General features: G+C 64.1%; 18 protein-coding genes and 1 tRNA gene. 12 read left to right on the forward strand and 7 right to left on the reverse strand.

Annotated features, from left to right (window positions below; all coding sequences use genetic code 11):
- Positions 1 to 51: 51 nt before the first annotated feature.
- The 3 genes from ACIPHM_RS05320 to ACIPHM_RS05330 all read left to right on the forward strand — a co-directional run bounded on the left by ACIPHM_RS05320 (position 52) and on the right by ACIPHM_RS05330 (position 2065).
- Positions 52 to 714, forward strand: a complete 663-nt coding sequence (locus ACIPHM_RS05320) for a phosphoribosyltransferase (protein ID WP_400325218.1) — start codon at positions 52 to 54, stop codon at positions 712 to 714.
- Positions 715 to 900: 186 nt separating this feature from the next.
- Positions 901 to 1431 carry a glycine cleavage system protein R gene (locus ACIPHM_RS05325; protein WP_400325220.1) on the forward strand — a complete coding sequence of 177 codons (531 nt, stop codon included), beginning with the start codon at positions 901 to 903 and terminating at the stop codon, positions 1429 to 1431.
- Positions 1400 to 2065 (forward strand): SRPBCC family protein, encoded by a 666-nt coding sequence (locus ACIPHM_RS05330; protein ID WP_400325222.1) that lies wholly within the window; start codon positions 1400 to 1402, stop codon positions 2063 to 2065. Before ACIPHM_RS05325 ends, ACIPHM_RS05330 begins: the two co-directional genes overlap by 32 nt.
- A gap of 72 nt (positions 2066 to 2137) precedes the next feature.
- On the opposite strand, the gene ACIPHM_RS05335 is transcribed toward ACIPHM_RS05330, so the two are convergent.
- Both ACIPHM_RS05335 and ACIPHM_RS05340 read right to left on the reverse strand, forming a co-directional pair.
- Positions 2138 to 2896, reverse strand: a complete 759-nt coding sequence (locus tag ACIPHM_RS05335; RefSeq protein ID WP_400325224.1) for an IclR family transcriptional regulator — start codon at positions 2894 to 2896, stop codon at positions 2138 to 2140.
- Positions 2897 to 3193: 297 nt separating this feature from the next.
- Positions 3194 to 4102 carry an NAD(P)-dependent oxidoreductase gene (locus tag ACIPHM_RS05340; protein WP_400325226.1) on the reverse strand — a complete coding sequence of 303 codons (909 nt, stop codon included), beginning with the start codon at positions 4100 to 4102 and terminating at the stop codon, positions 3194 to 3196.
- Positions 4103 to 4390: 288 nt separating this feature from the next.
- On the opposite strand from ACIPHM_RS05340, the gene ybgC reads away from it, so the two are divergent.
- The 9 genes from ybgC (at position 4391) to ACIPHM_RS05385 (ending at position 11493) form a co-directional block, all read left to right on the forward strand.
- Complete coding sequence (gene ybgC / locus ACIPHM_RS05345) at positions 4391 to 4873, forward strand: tol-pal system-associated acyl-CoA thioesterase (RefSeq protein WP_400325227.1); 483 nt, start codon at positions 4391 to 4393, stop codon at positions 4871 to 4873.
- Positions 4874 to 4912: 39 nt separating this feature from the next.
- Positions 4913 to 5587: a protein TolQ gene (gene tolQ / locus ACIPHM_RS05350; protein WP_400325229.1), complete on the forward strand. Its 675-nt coding sequence runs from the start codon at positions 4913 to 4915 to the stop codon at positions 5585 to 5587.
- Between the two features lie 21 nt (positions 5588 to 5608).
- Positions 5609 to 6043 carry a protein TolR gene (gene tolR, locus ACIPHM_RS05355; protein WP_400325231.1) on the forward strand — a complete coding sequence of 145 codons (435 nt, stop codon included), beginning with the start codon at positions 5609 to 5611 and terminating at the stop codon, positions 6041 to 6043.
- Positions 6040 to 7089, forward strand: coding sequence for a cell envelope integrity protein TolA (gene tolA, locus ACIPHM_RS05360; RefSeq protein WP_400325233.1), 1050 nt, complete (start codon positions 6040 to 6042; stop codon positions 7087 to 7089). Before tolR ends, tolA begins: the two co-directional genes overlap by 4 nt.
- A gap of 101 nt (positions 7090 to 7190) precedes the next feature.
- Positions 7191 to 8483, forward strand: coding sequence for a Tol-Pal system beta propeller repeat protein TolB (gene tolB, locus ACIPHM_RS05365; RefSeq protein ID WP_400325235.1), 1293 nt, complete (start codon positions 7191 to 7193; stop codon positions 8481 to 8483).
- 30 nt (positions 8484 to 8513) lie between these two features.
- Complete coding sequence (locus ACIPHM_RS05370; protein ID WP_400325237.1) at positions 8514 to 9014, forward strand: OmpA family protein; 501 nt, start codon at positions 8514 to 8516, stop codon at positions 9012 to 9014.
- A 10-nt stretch (positions 9015 to 9024) separates the two neighbouring features.
- Positions 9025 to 9768 carry a tol-pal system protein YbgF gene (ybgF, locus tag ACIPHM_RS05375; protein WP_400325239.1) on the forward strand — a complete coding sequence of 248 codons (744 nt, stop codon included), beginning with the start codon at positions 9025 to 9027 and terminating at the stop codon, positions 9766 to 9768.
- A gap of 427 nt (positions 9769 to 10195) precedes the next feature.
- Positions 10196 to 11311, forward strand: coding sequence for a YeeE/YedE family protein (locus tag ACIPHM_RS05380; RefSeq protein WP_400325241.1), 1116 nt, complete (start codon positions 10196 to 10198; stop codon positions 11309 to 11311).
- Between the two features lie 106 nt (positions 11312 to 11417).
- A tRNA-Lys gene (locus ACIPHM_RS05385) sits at positions 11418 to 11493 on the forward strand.
- Between the two features lie 163 nt (positions 11494 to 11656).
- On the opposite strand, the gene ssuD is transcribed toward ACIPHM_RS05385, so the two are convergent.
- From ssuD to ACIPHM_RS05410, 5 genes are read right to left on the reverse strand one after another with little or no spacing between them, the layout of a single operon-like run.
- A complete protein-coding gene (gene ssuD / locus ACIPHM_RS05390; RefSeq protein ID WP_400325243.1) occupies positions 11657 to 12781 on the reverse strand; it encodes an FMNH2-dependent alkanesulfonate monooxygenase in 1125 nt (374 codons plus the stop codon).
- A complete protein-coding gene (locus tag ACIPHM_RS05395) occupies positions 12778 to 13926 on the reverse strand; it encodes a sigma-54 interaction domain-containing protein (RefSeq protein ID WP_400325245.1) in 1149 nt (382 codons plus the stop codon). Before ACIPHM_RS05395 ends, ssuD begins: the two co-directional genes overlap by 4 nt.
- 12 nt (positions 13927 to 13938) lie before the next feature.
- Positions 13939 to 15159, reverse strand: a complete 1221-nt coding sequence (locus ACIPHM_RS05400; protein ID WP_400325246.1) for an acyl-CoA dehydrogenase family protein — start codon at positions 15157 to 15159, stop codon at positions 13939 to 13941.
- A gap of 58 nt (positions 15160 to 15217) precedes the next feature.
- Positions 15218 to 16594 carry an LLM class flavin-dependent oxidoreductase gene (locus ACIPHM_RS05405; RefSeq protein WP_400325248.1) on the reverse strand — a complete coding sequence of 459 codons (1377 nt, stop codon included), beginning with the start codon at positions 16592 to 16594 and terminating at the stop codon, positions 15218 to 15220.
- A 14-nt stretch (positions 16595 to 16608) separates the two neighbouring features.
- The gene (locus tag ACIPHM_RS05410) at positions 16609 to 17865 is read right to left on the reverse strand and encodes an SfnB family sulfur acquisition oxidoreductase (RefSeq protein WP_400325250.1); all 1257 of its coding nucleotides are present in this window, start codon (positions 17863 to 17865) and stop codon (positions 16609 to 16611) included.
- Between the last annotated feature and the right edge of the window lie 12 nt (positions 17866 to 17877).

Here is a 17877-nt window from a genome sequence, read left to right on the forward strand (position 1 = left end):
GTTACGATGGGAATCTCCCCCGCCTTTCGGGCTCGCCCCCGCGTCGTCGCCATGGCTGCCGTTGCCTCGTTTCTCGATCGTGCCGCCGCAGGAAGTGCGCTGGCCGAAGTCCTCGCCTCCCATGAACGGCTCGCGCGATGCGCGCCGCCCCTCGTGCTTGCCATCCCGCGCGGCGGCGTGCCGGTGGCGATGCCCATCGCACGCCAACTGAACGGCACGCTCGACGTGCTGCTCGCGCACAAGCTGCGCGCCCCGCATCAGGCCGAACTTGCCGTGGGGGCGGTCGACGAGTTCGGCGGCATCTTCCTCGCAGATCACGCGCTCTCGCTCGGCGCGACCGGCACTTATCTTTCGCACGAAAGCGCCCGACAGCGCGCGCTCATTCAACAGCGGCGCGAGACTTACACGCCGGGGCGCGGGGCGCCCGATGTGCGGGGCCGTCCGGTCGTGGTGGTCGACGACGGCATTGCGACCGGCGCGACCATGATCGCGGCGCTGCGCGCGATGCGGCGCCTTGGCGCGACACCGCTCATTGCCTGCGCCCCGGTCGGTGCGCGTGACGCGGTTGCGCGTCTGACCCCGCTGGCTGACGCCGTCATCTGTCTGGAGACCCCGGAGCCGTTCTACGCGGTGAGCGTGGCATACAGCGACTTCGTGCAGACGGACGACGCCACCGTCGTCGCCCTGCTCGCCATGGCGGCGGGTCACGCCTAGGCGCGGTGTAGTTGCGACGGTGGTGACGGTGGTTGTGGCGCGGACGATGACGTCGGGCAATGACCGCCGTAGCGGCGCACCCCGCGATTGCACTACACTTGAGCCTGTTGCGCGCGACGGCCCACGTTAGAGGGCGAGCGCGCCGCCTGCGCCGCCTCTTGCCCCTCAGTTTCGACGGAGCCTGTGATGACGACGTCCCTGATTCTCAACGTAATCGGCCCGGATCGTCCGGGTCTGGTCAATGCCATCGCCGATCGCGCCACCGCGGCCGGTGCCAACTGGCTGGAAAGCCGTCTCGCCAATCTTGCCGGCCAGTTCGCCGGCATCATTCATCTGCAAGTCCCCGACGATCAGGCCGACGCGCTCACGCAAGCGCTTCACGCGCTCGAAACGCACGGCCTGCAAATCGCCGTCACCCGCGCGCAAAGCGCCGCCACTCGCCCCGCGGCTCGCACGCTCGAGCTCGATCTCGTGGGGCAGGACCATCCGGGCATCGTCAAGGAAATCTCGCACGTGCTCTTCGCGCAGGGCATCTCCATCGACGAACTCGCGACCGAATGCGTGGAAGGATCGATGTCGGGCGGCACGTTGTTTCGCGCGACGGCACGCCTGCACGTGCCCGCGAGTGTGAGCACCGAATCGCTGCGCGAGATTCTGGAAAGTCTGGCCGACGACCTGATGGTCGATGTCGAACTCGATTCGCCTGCCGGTGCGTGAGCGCGCGCCGATGAAGCGAGCCTTCCTGTTTCTGCTCGGGGCGGTGGCGGTCGTCGCCCTGCTCTCGCTGCTGCCCCTGCCGTTCGAGCGTCGGACGCACGTCGTGAGCGTGGTCACGCTGCGCGCGCCGCCGCAGGCCGTCTACGATTACGCCACGACACCGGCCAACTGGCCGACATGGCATCCAGCGTCGCTCTCAGTGCAGGGCACCACCGATCACCCGCTCAAGGTCGGGGAGGAAGTTGCCGAGGAGTTCCGGCTCGCGGGCCGTCACGGCATTCTTCACTGGAAGGTTGTCGAGGCGAAGCCACCGTTCGAGTGGCGCATCGAGGGCGAAGTGAACCGTCGTCCGTCGGGCGAAGTTCGCTATACCCTGACACCGGACGGCACAGGCACCCGCTTCGAGCGAGACTTCATGTATCGCACGCCGAACCTGCTGTTCCTGATCCTCGACCCACTCTTCATCGGGCCACGTATGCGCGCCGAATCTGCTCAGGGCGCGAAGCAGCTTGAGCAGGTCTTCGAGACGTTGGCGCCGGGCATGCCATCGGCGCGATCGTCGGCATCATCTGGATCTTCCGGATCGTCCCGATCGGCGCCGGAGACAGCGGCCAGCGCTGCGCAGGGGCAATAAGCACGCAGCGAGGACGCAAACGCTCGCGTCTTCCCCGTCTCGTCTCGCTCCGTCCCCGACTCCCTCGGCCCTTCACTCGTTGAACGTCGCGGCCATCGTCTCGGCGGCAACCCGGAGGTCCGGCAAGAAGGTCATGAGCTTGTCGAGCGTGCAGTGCTGCGCGCTCGCCTGCACTGCGATGGCGGCACACGCGCGATTGCGATCGAGCATCACCGGCACGGCCACGGCGATCATGCCCGGCACGTGCTCTTCGTTGTTCGTCCCGACCCGGCGCTTGCGTGTCTCGACCAGTTCGTCGCGCAAATCCTCCAGATCGGTGATGGTGTTTTCCGCGCGCGGACGCAACGGCAAATGCGCGATCAGCTTCTCGCGACGCGCCCTCGGCAGGAACGCCAGCAATAGCTTGCCGCTTGCCGTGCAGTGCAGCGGCACACGCGAGCCGGGCGAGAGTTTGAGTTGACGCGACCAGTCGGTCTCCACGCGATCGAGATAGACGAGGTCGTCGCCCGACAGCATCGACAGATTGCAGGTCTCGCCGAGCTTGTCGACCAGTTGCTGGAGGATGGCATGACGCGCGGCCGCCGGACCCACATGCATCAACGCATTGACGGCCATCGCCCGCACCCGCGAGGACGGTTCGTAATGCCGGCTGCCCGCTTCGCGCGTGACGAGCCATGCGGCTTCGAGCTGTTTGAGAATACGATGCACGGTCTGCTTGGGCAGACCGATCGCGGCAACGATCTCCGCGAGTGTCATCGGCGCGCCCGAGGCGCTCAGGATTTCAAGAATGCGAAATGCGCGGACGGCCGCGGCGTTCGACTGATTGCTCATGTCGGTTGGATCTCGGGTTCGAGTTATGTTCCAGATCGTTATCGATCGCGGCGGTCCCCTTGCCTCCCACGCCGACACGCCACCGCCCCAGCCCGCTCTCAAGCTGCCACGCCGTCGTGCCGTCGCACCGCGACGTCCCGTTTTCCGCATTCTAGTGCGAATCGCCTATTCCGACGATTGCAGACAAACCCGGAGATATTCCAAATATTTGATATCCAACGCCAGCGGACAGCGGCGGGCCGGCTTGCCGCCGCCCCCCTCGCCATCCGCCATTTCACATCACATCGATGGCAACGCTTAGGCCTTGCCCGACAAGACACGCAGACGGTGAATCAGGCTGGACGTGTCCCAGCGCGAGCCGCCGAGTGCCTGCACGTCCCCGTAGAACTGGTCGACGAGCGCCGTGACCGGCAGCGAGACACCGTTGCGCTGCGCTTCGGCGAGACACAGACCCAGATCCTTGCGCATCCAGTCCACGGCAAAGCCGTAATCGAACTTGCCGTCGATCATCGTCTGGCCGCGATTGTCCATCTGCCAACTGGCCGCCGCGCCCTTGTTGATGACGTCGAGCACGAGCGGCATGTCCAGCCCGGCGCGCTGACCGAAGTTGATGGCCTCCGACAAACCCTGCACGATCCCGGCGATGCAGATCTGATTGACCATTTTGGCCAGTTGACCCGCGCCGGCCTCGCCGATACGGGTGACGGCGCGGCCGTAGGCGCCGAGCGTGGCGGCCACGCGATCGAACGCGGGGGCGTCGCCACCGCACATGATCGTGAGCACGCCGTTCCTGGCACCGGCTTCGCCGCCCGAGACGGGGGCGTCGACGAAGTGCAGGCCCTTCTCACGCGCCACGGCATAGAGTTCGCGCGCCACGTCCGCCGAGGCGGTCGTGTGGTCGACGAACACGGCGTCGGCCTTCATGCCCGCGAACGCACCATGCTCGCCGAGCACAATGCTGCGCAGGTCGTCGTCGTTGCCCACGCAGGCGGCGACGATGTCGGCATCGCGCACGGCCTCGGCAGGCGTTGCCGCCGCCGCGCCGCCGTATTCCTTGGCCCACTGCTGAGCCTTGGCTGCCGTACGGTTATAAACAGTGACCGTGTGACCGGCGCGTTGCAGGTGACCCGCCATGGGATAACCCATCACGCCCAAGCCGAGGAAGGCAACGCGCAGGGCGGGAGATTGCGATGTGGGGGAAGTCAATTCAAGGGCCTCGCAGGTTGATTCGCTAAGAGGGACCGAAGGGTGCGCGGTGCAGCCCTGCGCACACGGTGGTCTTGTCTGAAACTCAGGGGGCTTGCGAGCCGTCATTATAGAGACGGGCCACGCTCGGGTGCCAGCGCAATCCCACGTCAGACGGGGCATCGACGCGATTTCGCCCCAGTTTGGTGCGTCGCTCGCGTTTCGATAATCTGCCGTAAACAAAACGTCATCGCGCCTGTTTGAAAAATTCTGTTTCCGTGACTGGCGTTACTGCCATGTTCCGATACAATGCGCGGCATGGCTGATTTTGATACCTGTTGGTCAATTCGCGTTTACTACGAGGACACGGACGCCGGCGGCGTCGTCTTCTACGCCAACTATCTGAAATTCTTTGAACGGGCCCGAACCGAGTGGCTCCGTTCGCTCGGGATCGAGCAACTGGAACTGGCCCGCAATACCGGAATGATGTTTATTGTGCGCGCCACGGCACTCGATTATCTGAGCCCCGCCCGACTCGACGACGTCGTCGTCATCAAAAGCCGCATCGAGCGCCTCGGCGGCGCCTCCGTCGACTTCCTACAGGAAGCCTGGCGCGACGCGCCGAACGGCAGCAGCGAACTGTTGGCGCGCGGCAGCATCAAAATCGGCTGTGTCGCTGCGCACACCTTGCGCCCCGGCAAGATTCCGGCGCACGTTCGCCTCGCCATGCAATCGGCCGCCATCGTGGCCAACGCCTCAGCAGATGGCTCTGCCCCCGTGGCAGCCGCCTGAAGCCAGGGATAAAAATTCCGGTCAGTCAATAACCACACCATGCCCGATCAAGACCTTTCCATTATTTCGCTGGTCATGCATGCCAGCGTGCTCGCCCAGGCAGTCATGTGCCTGCTGCTGCTGCTCTCGCTACTCTCGTGGACGCACATCTTCCGCAAGATCTTCGCGATCCGTCGCGCGCGCAGCCAGACCGAGCGCTTCGAGCGTGATTTCTGGTCGGGCGGCGATCTTCAGGCGCTGTATCAGAGCGCCCTGAACAATCGTCATCAGACAGGCGCGCTCGAACGCATCTTCGAATCGGGCATGCGCGAATACATCAAGGCGAGCGAAAAAGGTCTGAACGATCCGCACGCGATTCTGGACGGCGCCCGCCGTGCCATGCGCGCTTGCTATCAACGTGAAATGGACTCGCTCGAAGCCAATCTGCCGTTCCTCGCATCGGTCGGCTCGGTGAGCCCGTACATTGGTCTGTTCGGTACGGTGTGGGGTATCATGAACGCATTCCGCGGCCTCTCGAACGTGCAACAAGCCACGCTCGCCAATGTGGCGCCGGGTATCGCGGAAGCGCTGGTGGCCACGGCCATCGGTCTGTTCGCCGCTATCCCTGCCGTGGTTGCCTACAACCGCTTCGCCACCGACATCGACCGGCTGTCGATCCGCTTCGAAAGTTTCGTCGAAGAGTTCTCCAACATCCTGCAACGGCAGATTCACTAAGCACTCCGGGAGCGCCGAGACATGGCAGGTTCTATGCGCAACGCTCGCCGCGGCCGTCGCGCCATGGCGGACATCAACGTCGTACCGTACATCGACGTGATGCTGGTGCTGCTCGTCATCTTCATGGTGGCCGCCCCGCTGGTCGCGCCGTCGATCGTCAATCTGCCGAGCGTCGCCAACGCGAGCCCGCAGCAGCAGACACCGCCGGTGGTCGTCAATATCGAAGCGGACAATCGCGTGCTGGTGCGCTACAAAGATGGTGAGAACACCATCGAGCAGCGCATGAGCGAGAGCGATCTGACCGGTTTCCTGCAAGGCCGTCAGGCGGCGAACCCGGATCAGCCGGTCGTGATCGCCGCCGACAAGTCGGTGCGCTACGAAATCGTCATGAACGTGATGTCCGATCTCAAGGCTCAGGGCGTCAAGCGCGTGGGCCTGCTCGTCAAGCAAAAATGAGCCGCACCGTAGCCCGTTCCGGCCGTCCTGACCGCCCCATCGGTCCGCGCAACGATGAGCGCGGCACGGGACGAGCATTCCTTCTCGCGCTGCTCATGCATGCGCTGCTGTTTGCGCTGCTCTTCTACGGCATGCGCTGGCAGAACAGCTCGCCCGCGGGTTCCGAAGCGGAACTGTGGACCCCCACCGAAGTGGCCGAACCGACTCCGCCCGTCGTAACGCCGCCGCCCACACCCGCGCCGCCGGCCATCGCCGCGCCCACACCCCCGGCCGAAGACGCCGACATCGCCCTCCAGCAGAAAAAGCGCAAACAGGAGCAGCAAGCTGCCGAACAGGCGCGTCTGCTCGAGGCGCAGCAGGAAAAGGCACGTCAGGAAGCGCTCAAGCAGAAGCAACTCGCCGACCAGCAGGCGGCGGCCGAGCTCGCCCGCAAGAAGGCGGCGGCAGACGAGGCGGCGCGTCAGCAGAAACTGGCGGACGAGAAGAAGGCCGACGATCTGAAGCGCCAAAAGGAAGAAGACGCCAGGAAAGCCGAGCAATTGAAGCAGCAACAATTGGCAGACGCCCAGAAAAAGGCGGATGCCGAGAAGAAGGCGGCGGAAGACAAGGCCGCCAAGGCCAAGGCCGCGAAGGACGCGGCGGCGCAGAAGGCTGCGGACGCAGCACGTGCCGAGCGCCTAGCATCGCTGCGCGGCATGGCCGGCGGCACGCCGGGCGCGACCGGTAACGGTCTGGGCTCGCAGGCGGGCGGCACCGGCTCGGGCGCAGGCGGCACGGCATCGGCGGGCTACGCCGATCGCGTGCGCGCCAAGGTTAAGCCCAATATTGCTTATGGCGGCGACACCGAGGGCAATCCCACGGCAGTCGTTGCGGTACGTCTGGCGCCGGATGGCAGCGTACTCTCGATGCAGCTGGTCAAATCGAGCGGCAACCCCGCCTGGGACGCCGCCGTGCAGGCCGCCATCACCAAATCCGATCCGTTGCCGCGCGATACGAACGGCAAAGCCCCCCCGAGCGTCAACCTGCGCTTCAGCCCGAAAGGCTGAGTGTGTTGTCAAACGGGAACGAAAACCGAGCGATGCGAGTCCATTTTCATTCGGATGTGGTAAAAATGCCCCTTGCACCGCGTAACTGACCAATCGAACGCATGCGAATCTCCAGTCAATATGCATGGCGTGCGCTGGTGGCCACCTGGCTCACCGCGGCTTGCACGATCGCCCATGCGCAGACACCGCTGACCGTCGACATTACCGGCGTCGGCAGTAACCGTTACCCGATCGCCGTGTCGAACTTCAAGGGCACCGCGCCGACGGATATCGTGTCCGTCGTCAAGGCTGACCTGAGCAACAGCGGCCGCTTCAACCAGATCGATACGGGCGGCGCCGCCGTAGGCGTGGACGATTCGGTCGATCTCGGCACGTGGCGCGCCAAGGGGGCCAACGCGTTCGTCTCGGGCACCATTGCACCGGCCGGTAACGGTAACTTCCAGGTCAGCTTCCGCCTTTACGATGCTGTGAACGGCCAACCGCTCGGCGGCCTGGCACTCACGTCTTCGTCCGCGAACCTGCGTCTGACCGCGCACAAGATCGCCGACTACATCTATCAAAAGTTGCTGGGCGATCGCGGTGTGTTCGCCACGCGTCTGTCGTACGTGCTGCATACCGGCTCGACCTACCAGTTGCAGATTTCGGATTCGGACGGTCAGGACGCACGCGTTGCGCTCAACAGCCGCGAGCCGATCATCTCACCGGCCTGGTCGCCGGACGGCACGAAGGTCGCTTACGTCTCGTTCGAGAAGCGCAAGCCGGTCGTGTACATCCACGATCTGCCGAGCGGCCGCCGCGCCGTGCTGGCCAACGAGAAGGGCAACAACTCTGCGCCGTCGTGGGCACCGGACGGCAGCAAGCTGGCCGTGGCCCTCTCGCGCGACGGCAACACACAGATCTATCAGGTCAACGCCAATGGCGGTGGCCTCAAACGTCTGTCGCGCAGCGGCGCGATCGACACCGAACCGCAGTATTCCCCGGACGGCAAATGGATCTTCTTCACGAGCGATCGTGGGGGCGGTCCGCAGATCTACAAGATGCCGGCCGGCGGCGAGAGTGAAGGCGGCGCGCAGCGCGTCACCTTCAAGGGGAGTTACAACGTCAGCCCGCGAATCAGTCCCGACGGCAAGTTGCTCGCGTTTATCGCGCGTCAGGGTGGCGGATTCAAGCTGTGCGTGCAGGATATGAGTACTGGCGATGTTACGGCTCTGACCGACACCAGCCACGACGAGTCACCGAGTTTTGCCGCAAACGGCAAGTACATTCTCTATGCAACGCAGTCGGGGGGCCGAAAGGTTCTCGCGGCAGTCTCGGTGGACGGGCAAACCCGGCAGATTCTTCAGGTTCGAGGAGGGGAAGTTCGCGAACCCTCCTGGGGCCCTTTCATGCAATAACATCAACAGCAACATCAAACGGAGGCTCATATGAGTTCCCTGCTTCGTAATATCCTCGCCATCTCTTCGCTGGCCGCTCTGGCCGCTTGCTCGTCGGGCGTGAAGCTCGACGACCAGGCTAACGCCAACAAGGGTCAGACCACGACCGACGCCCGCGCAGTCGCCCCCGTCGACGCCTCGGCTGACGAGTTGAATAACCCGAACGGCCCGCTCGCCAAGCGCAGCGTGTATTTCGGCTTCGACTCGTACAGCGTCGATTCGCAATACACGCCGCTGCTCCAGGCTCACGCCGGCTTCCTGGCCAAGTACTCGCAACGTCACGTGCTGCTCCAGGGCAACACCGACCCGCGCGGTACGAGCGAATACAACCTGGCCCTGGGTCAGAAGCGTGCTGAAGCCGTGCTCAAGGCCATGACGGCGCTGGGCGCCAACACCAGCCAGATGGAAGCCGTGTCGCTGGGCAAGGAAAAGGCTACGGGTACCGACGAAGCCACCTGGGCCCAAGACCGTCGCGTCGACCTGGCTTATTGATTGAATCGTCATGACGTCTCGTTTGCTTAAAAACATGATCTGCGCGGTGGCGCTCGGGACTTCGGTCCTGAGCCCGCTCGCGCATGCCGGATTGTTCGACGACGACGAGGCGCGCAAAGCGATCCTCGATATCCGCAGCCGTCTGGATTCGGACAAGCAGCGGATCGAGGGGCTCACGCGCAACGTGCTGGATTTGAACAACCAGATCCAGCAGTTGCAACGTGATCTGGCCGACCAGCGCGGTCAGAACGAAGATCTGAAGAACCAGCTTGCGAACCTGCAACAGAGTCAAAAGGATTTCTACAACGACCTCGATGGCCGTCTGAAGAAATTCGAACCGCAGCAGATGACCGTCGGCGGCGTGACTGGCACCGTCCAACCGGGCGAGAAAGATGTCTTTGACGCCGCGCTGACGAAATTCCGCAACGGTGACTACAAGGGTGCGCAAACGGACTTCCGTACCTTCTCGGCCAAGTATCCCGCCAGTCCGTATCAACCCGAAGCTCAGTTCTGGCTTGGCAATGCACAGTACGCCAACAAGGATCTGAAGGGTTCGACCGCGACGCTGCAAGGGATCGTGACGAAGTATCCGACGAGCCCGAAGGCCGCCGAAGCCATGTTGGCAATTGCCAGCAACCAGGCGGAATCCGGGCAGACTGCGGCAGCGAAGAAAACGTTGCAGGATTTGTTGGCCAGGTACCCGGACAGCGAATCGGCAGCGGAGGCCAAGAAGCGTGTGGCCAAGCTGAAGTAAGACGCCCCGCCGGAGGTTGCGCGAACCAGCCTTCCGTGTGTGAGGACCCTCGTCAAACGAACGACGCCGCCTTTGGGCGGCGTTGTCGTTTCTGGCGTGTGTATGCCGTGATCCCCCGATAATCCCGTAGCGCTCTCATAGCACGCCAATGGCACGCCCTTCGTATTTACACGAGGATTGCACCGCGTTTGCCGGTGCCGCGCATGACCTCAAGTAGAATACGGGCTTTCCAAGCGCTCGAGGCGCGGCGTCTCAGGGGATGCGTGCGGGGGCCCGCATGGCCACGCACGACATGACGACCGCACCCGCGATGTGATTGCGCACAGGCTGCGCGACACGTCCGATAACAACAAAACGCCGGCCACGCCCCGTGGCTCGCCAACATGCATCGAACGGCCGGACACGGCCGCCATCGCCTTCTCGCCTCATGACCGACGTCGATCTCACCGCCCTCTCCCACACTGTCGTGTGGCTCACCTTTGGCCTGGCCTTCGTGTTCGGTGCCGTGCTCCAGCGCACGCACTTCTGCACCATGGGCGCGCTCTCCGACATCGTGAATATCGGTGACTGGAATCGCATGCGCATGTGGTGGCTCGCCATCGGCATAGCGACGATCGGCACCGGCGTGCTCGCGTCGCAAGACATCATCGATCCGGTCAAGGCGATTTATACGACACCGCGCTTCACGTGGCTGTCGTATCTCGTTGGCGGATGGTGCTTCGGCGTGGGCATGGTGCTGGCGTCGGGCTGCGGCAGCAAGACGCTGGTGCGCATCGGCGGTGGCAATCTGAAATCGCTGCTCGTGTTCGTCATGATCGGTGTATCTGCCTACATGACACTCAAGGGCTTGTTTGCCGTGTTCCGCGTGGCTGCACTCGACAGCGTTCAGACGACGTTCGCGACATCGCAGGATTTGCCGACGCTGCTCGGTGGCCTGTTCGGCGGCAACGTTCATCGCGCACAGTTCATTCTCGGACTGCTGATCGGTGGCGCCTTCGTGATCGGCGCACTGGCCCGTCGCGAATTCTGGACGTTCGACAACTGGCTCGGCGGCCTTGTCGTGGGCGCGATCATCGTGGCGCTTTGGTACGTCTCGGGCAAGATCGGCTACGTTGCCGAGAATCCGAATACGCTGGAAGAAAGCTTCGTGGCGACGAACTCCGGCAAGATGGAAGCGCTGTCGTTCGTCTCGCCGTTGGCCTACACGTTGTACTGGCTGATGATGTGGAGCGACACGAGCAACGTCATCACGCTGGGCATTGCGAGCGTGCTGGGCGTGATTGCGGGTTCGTTCGTGTATGCGCTGGTGTCGCGCAACTTCCGTTGGGAAGGATTCCAGGGAGCCGAGGACACGGCAAACCACATGGCGGGCGGCGTATTGATGGGCTTTGGCGGCGTGACGGCGTTGGGCTGCACGGTTGGTCAGGGGTTGTCGGGCGTGTCGACGCTGGCGGTGGGATCGTTCGTGGCGATGGCGGCCATTCTGGCAGGCGGCGTCTGCGCGTTCAAGTATCAGATGTGGCGCATTGAGCGCAGCGTTTGAGCGTATTTCGCGTGCATATAGGCGAAATGGCCCGGAAACGGCTACGTTCGTGTGGCCCGGGTGTTGACACTATAACGACCGCGACGCTATAATCTTTTTCTTCGTTGGGTCGTTAGCTCAGTTGGTAGAGCAGCGGACTTTTAATCCGTTGGTCGCAGGTTCGAATCCTGCACGGCCTACCAAACGAATTCGAAGGGCTGCACACTGTGCAGCCCTTTTTCTTTTTCCGCGAGCGATAGTCGCATGATTGCCGTATCAGCGCACGGCGTTGCCGTCGTTTAGTCGCTCAGTGCTTCTCTCACGATACCTTCAGCAGTTTCGCTGCATTCCATAAAGCACAGTGATTCACCGGCTCGCACGCACGTCGAAAGCGCCGCCCGTGAGCGTGCGATCGCGCAACGTCACCGGCTGTTTGCCGGGCAGCAACGGAAACACCAGCTCTGCGAACCGGATGGCCTCTTCGAGATGCGGGTAGCCCGAGAGTACGAAGGTATCCACCCCGAGGTCGCGGTATTCCTTGAGCCGCTCGGCCACTTCTTGCGCGTTGCCCACCAGGGCGGTGCCCGCCCCACCCCGCACGAGTCCGACGCCCGCCCACAGATTCGGGCCGACGACCAACCGATCGCGACGACCGCCATGCAGCGACGCCATGCGCGCTTGCCCCACCGAATCCATGCCCGCGTAATGGCGCTGTGCGGCGGCGATATCGTCATCCGTCAGATGACCGATCAACCGGTCGGCGTCGGCCCAGGCTTCCTCGCTCGTCTCGCGCACGATGACATGCAGTCGCACGCCGAATCGCAACGTCCGCCCCCGCTTTTGCGCCCGCGCACGCACATCGGCAATCTTCTCCGCCACGGCCTGCGGCGGTTCGCCCCAGGTCAGATAGGCGTCCACATGCGTGGCCGCCAGTTCGTGTGCCGCCTCCGACGAGCCGCCAAAGTACAACGGGGGATACGGCTGCGTGGCGGGCTCGAAGAAGTTCTGCGCGCCGGACACTTTCAGGTGCCGGCCGTCGAAGTCGACCTTCTCGCCTTGCAACAGACGACGCCAGATCCTCAGAAATTCGTCGCCTGCGGCATAGCGCTCATCGTGCGCGTAGAACACCCCGTCTGCGGCCAGTTCAGTGGCGTCGCCGCCGGGCACCACGTTGAGCAGTAAACGCCCCGCCCCCAATGCCTGATCCAGCGTAGCGGCCTGACGGGCCGATGCCGTCGGATTGCCGAGCGACGTGCGAAGCGCAACCAGCAACTTAATGCGTTGCGTGACCGGCACGAGACTCGCCGCCGTCACCCACGGATCGAGACACGAACTGCCCGTGGGAATCAGCAAGCCGTCGAAGCCGAGGCGCTCGGCCGTCTCCGCAATCTGCCGCATGTAGGCGTTCGTCGCCGGGCGTCCGAAATCGGATTTCCCAAGGTAGCGTGTGTCGCCCGAAGTGGGTAAGAACCAGAAGATGTCGGGATTCATGATGTTTTCCTAAAGTCGTTGCCGATGTCGGCGCCGCCAGGCGTCTTGCGCGGGGCACCGATCTCTCCCAGCCGGATCAGGCGGGCACGCACCACGTTGCGGCTGATACCGAGCAAGCGCGACGTCTCGCTCTGGCTGTAGTTGCTGAAACGAAATGCTTCGTACAGCAGCGAGTCTTCCACCGTCTGATGCAGGTGCTCGGTCTGCGATTCGCACAGCCGGCGCATGGCCTGACGAAGCACCGTCATGTCGTCGTGCGACGGAGAATCCATGGGCGATCCGCTAGCGGCATCCAGCGCCGCCACGGGGACTTCGCTCTGCGCAGGTGCCGGCGCCGGCAGACGCAGACTCGCGGCATCGATCTGACTACGCTCGCATCTGAGCAGCGTGCGATGGATCACGTTCTCCAGCTCACGCACGTTGCCGTGCCACGGCGCCTGTATCAGCAGTTGCTCGGCGTCCGGCGTCAGTTCCAGACGAGGGTAGCCAAGGCGCCGGCTGTACTTGTCGATGAAATAGCGGGCGAGCGGCACAATGTCTCCGGGGCGCTCCTTGAGCGTGAGCACATGCAGACTGACCACGTTCAACCGGTAGTACAGATCCTTGCGAAAGCGCTTCTCCGCCACGAGTTGTTCGAGGTCGACCGTAGTCGCGGCCAGAATGCGCAGATCGATGGGAATCGGCCTACGCCCGCCCAGACGCATCACCTCGCGCTCCTGCAGCACGCGCAGCAGCTTGTTCTGCACGGGCAGCGGGAGGTCGTTGATTTCATCGAGAAAAATGGTGCCCCCGTTGGCCTCTTCAAACCAGCCGGGTTGCGCGCCGAACGCGCCGGCAAACGCACCGTTCTCGTAACCGAACAGTTCCGCGTCGACCAGCGACTCCGAGAATGCGCCGCAGCTCACCACGACGAACGGTCCCTCATGGCGCAGACTTCGACTGTGGATATGGCGTGCGATCAACGCCTTGCCCGTGCCGGTCTCACCGGCTATCAGAATGCTGGCGTCGCTCGGCGCGATTTGCTCGATGTCCGCCAACAGTTCCCGCGAGCGCGGATCGGCGAAGATCCAGTCAGCGGCGGCGCCGCACAAAGCGCCATCGCCGGGCTGTGACGACGACGGCGGCCAGGCCGGAAGCGTTGCCATACGCGCGTCACCTCATGAATAGAAGGACGGCACAGGCACCTGGGCATTGAGCACCCAGTTGCCGATGTCCTGCAGCTTGTAGTCCACCGGATCGTGCAGCGTTTGCACGCGCAGGTTCCGCCAGTACCGATCGAGCCGCAGCGCTCCATGCGTGGCACGCGCGCCCGTCGTCTCGAAGACACGACTGGCCACATCGAGCCCCGCACGCGAGGCCGCCACCTTGGCCGTCGCGACAGCAAGCGCCACGTGTCCGCGCGCATCGGCGCTCAGGGCATCGCCCTCCAGCCAGGCCTCGTCGAACAACGCCGTAGCGCGCCCCGCCAGCAGCCGGGCACCTTCCAGCGCGACGTGAAACTCACCGTAATGCCGCAACGTGTAGGAGTCCTCGCTAGCGCGCGACGCCGGCGAGCGAAACCATGGCCGAGCCTCATGCAGGGTGTAATGCCGGGCATCCGCAAGCGCGCCCTCGGCCAGCCCGAGGAACATGTGGATGAACACCAACTGCGCCAGCAACGGACGCAGCGACGAACGCGGCGTGGAAAGCGGGCCCGGATCGCGCAGCAACTCGGCGGCCTCGACGCGTACGCGCTCAAACAGCGCACTGCCGCTGTCCGTCTGCCGCTGACCGAAGCAATTCCAGTCGCTATTGATCGTGATGCCCGCACGCGCCGTCGGCACGGCCGCGATCAGCATCCGTCCGCCAATCTCTTCCTTGCCGGAAGCGATCAGCATTTCCGAATCCAGCGCGCCGGAGCAGAAGCTCTTCTTGCCCGAAAACTCGAACCAATCACCGATACGACGCACGGTGGTGCGCTCGTCGAGCGGATTGAGGGCATTGCCCCAGAACCAGTGTTTTCTGGCCGTCTGCTCGACCCAGGGCTCCCATTGAGCGGGTCGCGAGAACAATTGCACCGTCGCCAGCAACAAGTGATGAAACCCGTACACGTGCGCGATCGAACTGTCGGTCTGCGCGAAAATGCGCACGGTTTCGAGCGTCTCGCTCCATCGCGCGCCCTGACCGCCGTAATCCGCAGGAATGGAGAGCGACAGCAGACCGCTCTGACGCAATGCGTCGCGCTCTGCCTTGGGCGTGCCGCCTGCCGCATCGCGCGCCACGGCGGTCTCGGCAAATTGACGCGCCAACACCCGGGCGCGCTCGATGCCGTCTTTCGGCAAGGGCGAACGGCTACCCGCCGACGGCTGCGAGGGGGAGAAAGAATGCGAGGTTTTCATGGCGTCACGCGAAGGAAATCGCCCCCTTGGCAACGGCCATGATCAACGGCTTCAATCATCATGCCCGTCCTTGAAATTGACGATAGCTTGCGGCGGCATGCTGCGCGGGCAAACGATCGCCACGTCCGAAAAGTTGCTGGCGCATCGTGCCGGCGTCGTAGTGAGTGCGATAGCGGCCCCGGCTCTGCAACTCCGGGACGACGAGATTCGCAAAGTCTTCCCAGGTCTCGGGCACGACAATGCGCGTCAGGTTGAAGCCATCGATCTCGCCGACGTCAATCCATCGCTCAAGCTCGTCGGCCACGTGCACCGCATCGCCCACGATGGTGTGATACCGGCTGCCCAGCGCGAACTGATCCAGCAACTTGCGCCGCGTCGTCCAGCCTTGTTGCTGTGCGGTCTGCGTGGCGGATTGAATAGCATTGCCGGTGCCGAACTGAATCGGATCGTCGAGCCCGTATCGGGCGAAGTCCACGCCCGTGCTCGCGGCGAAATGCGCCAGCCCGCTCTCTGGACTGGCGTGCGCGAGGTACTCGGCGTACTTCTCGCTCGCCTCCGCCTGCGTCTTCCCGGCCACGACGGCCACACCCGCGTAGATCTTGATGTCGTCGGGCCGACGGCCGGCCCCCACCGCTGCCTGACGAATCTTGCGCGACGCCGCACGCGCCGCCTCCGGCGTGCTGGCGCCGATGAAAACGCCCTCGGCGTGCCGACCGGCAAAACGCAGCCCGCGCGACGACGTGCCCGCCTGAAACAGCACCGGTGTGCGCTGCGGCGACGGGGCGCTCATATGAATCGCGTTGGCGCGATAGAACGGCCCGTCGTGCACCACTGCACGCACCCTCTCGGGCAACGTGTGAATGCGTCTGGCCTTGTCCGCGACCACGGCGCCATCGTCCCAACTCCCCTCCCAGAGCTTGTAGGTAAGCACCAGAAAATCCTCCGCACGGTCATACCGGCTGTCGTGCTCCGCCAGTCCGTCCTGTCCGAGCCCACGCGCGCCGCTATCCACATAGCCGGTGACGATATTCCAGCCCATGCGGCCGTTGGTGAGCTGATCGAGCGTCGAGACGTCACGGGCGAAGGTGTAAGGGTGATGGGCGCCCACCATTGCCGTCAGGCCGAAACCGATGTGCTGCGTCACCGCCGCCATGGCCGACACGACCAGCCACGGGTTGTTCACCGGCAGTTGAATGCCTTCGCGCAGGGTGAGGTCCACGCCGCCTTGATAGACGTCGTAATACCCGACGACGTCGGCAATGAAGATGCCATCGAACAGGCCACGCTCCAGCACCTGCGCGATGTTCGTCCAGTACGGCAACGTGCCGTACTGCGTGGACTGGTCGCGCGGGTGTGTCCAGAGTCCGTGATGGATGTGGCCCACGCAATTCATGTTGAACGCATTGACGTGGATGTGACGTTTCGCTTGTGTCATGGGGAGTGTCCGCGTCAGATCGCGCCATGCCGCGGCGGACGCACGCCGTTGAGCACATAGTTGCCGACGGCGTGGTACTTCCATCGCACTGGGTCATGCAACGTGTGCGTACGCGCGTTGCGCCAAAAACGGTCATACCCCTGACCGGCCAGCGTGGCCCCGGTGCCGGCGAGCTCGAAGAGCTTGGTGCCGGCCAGCAGGCTCGCGCTGGTGCTCAGGACCTTGGCCTGCGCCACGGCAACCGAAGCGGCGGCCACGCTGTCTTCGTTCTGCTCGCGCTGTGCGGCGTCGACGGCCAGTGCGGCACGGGCAATCAGGGCATCTGCCGCGCGCAGGCGCAAGTGCACGTTGCCGACCTGTTCGAGCAGCAGAGGGTCCTGAGCGGCGCTGGCGGCACCCGAATCGATCCACGGCCGCGCGTGCTCGCGGATGAACGGCAACGTCGCCTGCAACGCGCCATGCCCGATGCCCGCGTCCAGCGCGGCGTGAATGATCTGTGCGAACGGACCGATCGTCGTGGGTCGCTCGAACGACGCCGTAAACGGCACCACCCATTCCGGCTCGACGCGCACCCGCGTGAACTTGACCGACCCGCTGCCGGTCACGCGCTGCCCGAAACCGTCCCAATCGTCGGTTACTGTCACACCGGGCGCGTTGCGCGGCACGAAAACGAGATAGGCGCTCGCCTGCTCCCCGTCCTGCGCGAGCGCCAGCGTGGGAATCCAATGAGCGTAGATCGCGCCGGTGCAATAGAACTTCTCGCCCTCGACGAACCACCCGCCTGGCTCGCGCACCAGTTGCGTGCGACGCTTGAAATCGCGATGACCGACCTCGGCCAGGGCATTGCCCAGCCGCTCGCCGCGCAGCACGCGATCGTAGAAGAAGCGCTTTTGCTCATACGTGCCGCCCACGCGCAGCACTTCGAGCGAGTAATAGTGATTCTGCGGAATGTGTCCGAAATTGCCGTCAGCGGCGGCGATCAGGCTGACGACCTGCGTCAGCGTTCCCGTGGACACTTCCGCGCCGCCATACTCCCTCGGCACGGTAATGCCCCACAGCCCGCTCTGACTGAACTGCGTCACCTCGCGCCACGGCAGCGCGCGCGACTGGTCACGCTCGCGCGCACCGGCAGCAATGCTGCGAGCAAACTCACGGGCGACTTCCAGCGCTTGCCGATCGTCGACGATCACCGGTACGGGCTGTTGTGGCGCCGGAGCGGGATCAGGCTGCGTGGCGGCGAAAGCACTCGCCAATGTCGATGCATTTGTCATACGAATTCCGGG

Source organism: Pandoraea sp. NPDC087047, assembly GCF_044745225.1.
Lineage (GTDB): Bacteria > Pseudomonadota > Gammaproteobacteria > Burkholderiales > Burkholderiaceae > Pandoraea.

Coding starts and splice junctions, on each gene's coding strand:
- ACIPHM_RS05320 (WP_400325218.1), top strand. CDS start 52: ATGGCTGCCGTTGCCTCGTTTCTCGATCGTGCCGCCGCAGGAAGTGCG.
- ACIPHM_RS05325 (WP_400325220.1), top strand. CDS start 901: ATGACGACGTCCCTGATTCTCAACGTAATCGGCCCGGATCGTCCGGGT.
- ACIPHM_RS05330 (WP_400325222.1), top strand. CDS start 1,400: ATGTCGAACTCGATTCGCCTGCCGGTGCGTGAGCGCGCGCCGATGAAG.
- ACIPHM_RS05335 (WP_400325224.1), bottom strand. CDS start 2,896: ATGAGCAATCAGTCGAACGCCGCGGCCGTCCGCGCATTTCGCATTCTT.
- ybgC (WP_400325227.1), top strand. CDS start 4,391: ATGCGCGGCATGGCTGATTTTGATACCTGTTGGTCAATTCGCGTTTAC.
- tolQ (WP_400325229.1), top strand. CDS start 4,913: ATGCCCGATCAAGACCTTTCCATTATTTCGCTGGTCATGCATGCCAGC.
- tolR (WP_400325231.1), top strand. CDS start 5,609: ATGGCAGGTTCTATGCGCAACGCTCGCCGCGGCCGTCGCGCCATGGCG.
- tolA (WP_400325233.1), top strand. CDS start 6,040: ATGAGCCGCACCGTAGCCCGTTCCGGCCGTCCTGACCGCCCCATCGGT.
- tolB (WP_400325235.1), top strand. CDS start 7,191: ATGCGAATCTCCAGTCAATATGCATGGCGTGCGCTGGTGGCCACCTGG.
- ACIPHM_RS05370 (WP_400325237.1), top strand. CDS start 8,514: ATGAGTTCCCTGCTTCGTAATATCCTCGCCATCTCTTCGCTGGCCGCT.
- ybgF (WP_400325239.1), top strand. CDS start 9,025: ATGACGTCTCGTTTGCTTAAAAACATGATCTGCGCGGTGGCGCTCGGG.
- ACIPHM_RS05380 (WP_400325241.1), top strand. CDS start 10,196: ATGACCGACGTCGATCTCACCGCCCTCTCCCACACTGTCGTGTGGCTC.
- ssuD (WP_400325243.1), bottom strand. CDS start 12,781: ATGAATCCCGACATCTTCTGGTTCTTACCCACTTCGGGCGACACACGC.
- ACIPHM_RS05395 (WP_400325245.1), bottom strand. CDS start 13,926: ATGGCAACGCTTCCGGCCTGGCCGCCGTCGTCGTCACAGCCCGGCGAT.
- ACIPHM_RS05400 (WP_400325246.1), bottom strand. CDS start 15,159: ATGAAAACCTCGCATTCTTTCTCCCCCTCGCAGCCGTCGGCGGGTAGC.
- ACIPHM_RS05405 (WP_400325248.1), bottom strand. CDS start 16,594: ATGACACAAGCGAAACGTCACATCCACGTCAATGCGTTCAACATGAAT.
- ACIPHM_RS05410 (WP_400325250.1), bottom strand. CDS start 17,865: ATGACAAATGCATCGACATTGGCGAGTGCTTTCGCCGCCACGCAGCCT.